This is a genomic window from Streptomyces sp. NPDC048411, from assembly GCF_040704695.1.
Lineage (GTDB): Bacteria > Actinomycetota > Actinomycetes > Streptomycetales > Streptomycetaceae > Streptomyces.
Map to the genome: position 1 here is coordinate 1 of NZ_JBEZKL010000286.1, position 2,585 is coordinate 2,585.

The window sequence follows — 2,585 nt, forward strand, 5'->3', positions numbered from 1 at the left end:
GGACGTGGTCCGTCGGCCGGCCAGGGTCAGAGGTCCAGGACGAGTCGGTCGTTCTGGCAGCGCCCGACGCAGATCATCATGGTGTGCCCGGCGAGGCGTTCTTCGTCGCTGAGCACGGAAAGGCGCGCAGGTTCCAAGAATCCTGGACGACGACAGCGGCGAACTCGCACCTCAATGGCCCCATTCTGCCGCGCACCGCGATGGGTTCGCACGCCTTGGCGCTAACAACGGCTAACACAATGAGATGGATCGGTCCGGGTGACGTGTCCGCGTCCGGCGCTGAGCGTCGTCCGGGCACGAGTGCTTCGCCGTGGATCCTGTCCGATGGCCTGTGAGAGCTTGAGCCGCTGCTACAACACCGGCATCCAACGGGCATACGAGCCGCAAAAGGTGGGCGTCAGCCGGGCATTTGCCCTGTCGACGGCGACTGCGGGATTGGAACGACGGCAGCGTCTGGCAGCAGCTGCACAAATTGCTGCTGGCCGAGCCCAAAGCGGCGGCCCGTCTCGACTGGTCACGGGCGGTGGTCGACTCGTGCGAGCCCGGTCGATCGTGGCCGAACCGGCAACCGCAACGACATCACCCAGTTCATGCCGCTGGCGACGCCATCCCACCCATCAGGGCCGGGCACCAGCGACGCAAGTCGGACTCACTCTTCGCCGACCGCGGGTACGACCCCGGCATTTATCGCGGACAGGTCCGACAACGTCGCATCTTGCCAACCATCGCCGGCCGCGGCACCCTCCACGGCACCGGGTGGGAACCTATGCTGGGTCGTCGAACGCGGCCTCCGCCTGGCTCCACGGCTTCAGACGCCTCCACACCGCTGGGAACGCCGAGCCAATATCCGCTAATAAGCCTTCCTCAGACTCGCCTGCTGCCTGATCACCCACCGACAGATCAACTCACTATTTTAGCCGTTGTAGGACACAGGACGATTGTCACGGACGTCTACGCTTCCTCGGCCTAACAAGAAGAGCCCGGGTTGACCCCGTCCGCCCCATGCTTCGACCCTGGCCTACCAGCGCGATTCGAGGACTCGATTGCAGACTCCCGCCACACTTCCAACAGGCGGAAAGCGAATAGTGCACTGACCAGCGACATAGCAGCGGTCATCAAGAACGTTCCAAAAACACCTACGAAGTCCACCAAAATGCCGCCGATTTGGGCACCAGTAGCGGTTCCTGCCACAAACGAGGTAATCATTAATGAGATTCCTCGCGCCCTGTAGCGATCGGGTGTAACGCGTTCAATTAGAACGAACTCCGCTGCCGCTGCGGGTGCGAGGGCAAAGCCAGAAACAAAGAGAGCCGCGATCATTTGTCGATCAGTTGTTGCAAATACGGGAAGGAACGATGTGGCGGCCGCAACAAGGAGTGAACGAGCGTACAAAATTTCGGTCCTCTCTTGCCAATCTATCGCTCCAAAAATAATGCCGCCTACAACCGACCCCAGACCAAGAGCAGCAAAATATACGCCGACCAAGCTACCCTGGTCCGAATCCAAAGAAACCATGGGGAGAACGACGAAATAAGCCCCCATCGAGCAGGCCGCAAGTGAGCGACGCAAAAATAATGACCGGAAGCCCTTAAATCGAAGCGGTTCGAACGTGGACCCAGAATGGGAAGGATCACTGTTGAGAGGCTGCGACGCTTGGACGCAGACACTAGTAAACGAAAGACCCCAGGCGCCAACAAAGGACATCAAAGCGCCCCCAATTAGAGCCCCTCTTGGATCCGATAGCGCGAGGAGAATGGACAACAAGAGGGGCCCACCGATGGTAAAGACCTCTGCCAGAACCGCCTCGATCGAGAAGGCGACGCGACGCTCCACCTCTGCCGGAGAGAGGGATATCCAGATTTGTCGCATAGATATGGTGATCGGTGGCAGAAATGCCCCCGCAAAAAAACAAAACAGAGGGGCCGCACTCGAAAAGGGTATCGGCGGCCATAGGAGTAATGCGAACGCGATGAGTTGAAGAGAAGCCGAGAATCTCAGTACGGCACATTGACCAAAGATGTCGACTCTGCGCGCAATGAAAGGGCCCACCAAGCCGGTTCCAGTGGCGTAAGAAGCCAATGCCATTCCAGAAGCTGCGGCAGTTCCTCCGTGCTCTTGCACGATGAGAACAATTGACAGGTTTATGAGGTAGAACGGTAGGCGCCCCGCTGTGCTGAAGAGGAGCGCGCACCAGATGTCGAAACGGCCAAGGAAGTACCTGTAGCCAATCTTTGACCGTTTGATTTTCATGACCGATCTGGAATTGACGGGAGGGGCAGTAGGACTGAGTGGTCCATGAACTTTGAGAGGTGGCATCCACCGCGACACTGTTCAAGGACACCACAACTCGAACAGCCTTCCCGGGGCGCAAGGTCCGAAGACACTGCTTTCGTTAATGTAGGCCAGGTTTCGGCAAGCGAGAGCGAGCCCACGTTGCCCCAGTACTTGTTGGAGTGTGGGCAGTTTCGCAGTTGGCCATCATAACTGACGCTCCCCCATACGAGCCCAGACTCGCAGTGTCCTACGAGTTGGCTCTTTCGCAGCGGAAGAGATTCGTCTTCGGGGCTGAGCGGTGTATCTTGCTC

Annotated in this window: 2 protein-coding genes and 2 pseudogenes; 1 reads left to right on the forward strand and 3 read right to left on the reverse strand. The window is 58.7% G+C overall.

Annotated elements, in window-relative coordinates; all coding sequences use genetic code 11:
• Positions 1-26: 26 nt before the first annotated feature.
• A pseudogene (locus tag AB0915_RS38980) lies at positions 27-125 on the reverse strand (oxidoreductase); the annotation flags it as partial.
• 138 nt (positions 126-263) lie between these two features.
• Between AB0915_RS38980 and AB0915_RS38985 the strand changes: the two are divergent.
• A pseudogene (locus tag AB0915_RS38985) lies at positions 264-854 on the forward strand (hypothetical protein).
• A 112-nt stretch (positions 855-966) separates the two neighbouring features.
• On the opposite strand, the gene AB0915_RS38990 reads toward AB0915_RS38985, so the two are convergent.
• Both AB0915_RS38990 and AB0915_RS38995 read right to left on the reverse strand, forming a co-directional pair.
• Entirely contained in the window at positions 967-2,250 is a 1,284-nt protein-coding gene (locus AB0915_RS38990) for an MFS transporter (protein ID WP_366696118.1), read from the reverse strand.
• Positions 2,247-2,543 (reverse strand): SPASM domain-containing protein, encoded by a 297-nt coding sequence (locus AB0915_RS38995; protein ID WP_366696120.1) that lies wholly within the window; start codon positions 2,541-2,543, stop codon positions 2,247-2,249. Before AB0915_RS38995 ends, AB0915_RS38990 begins: the two co-directional genes overlap by 4 nt.
• Between the last annotated feature and the right edge of the window lie 42 nt (positions 2,544-2,585).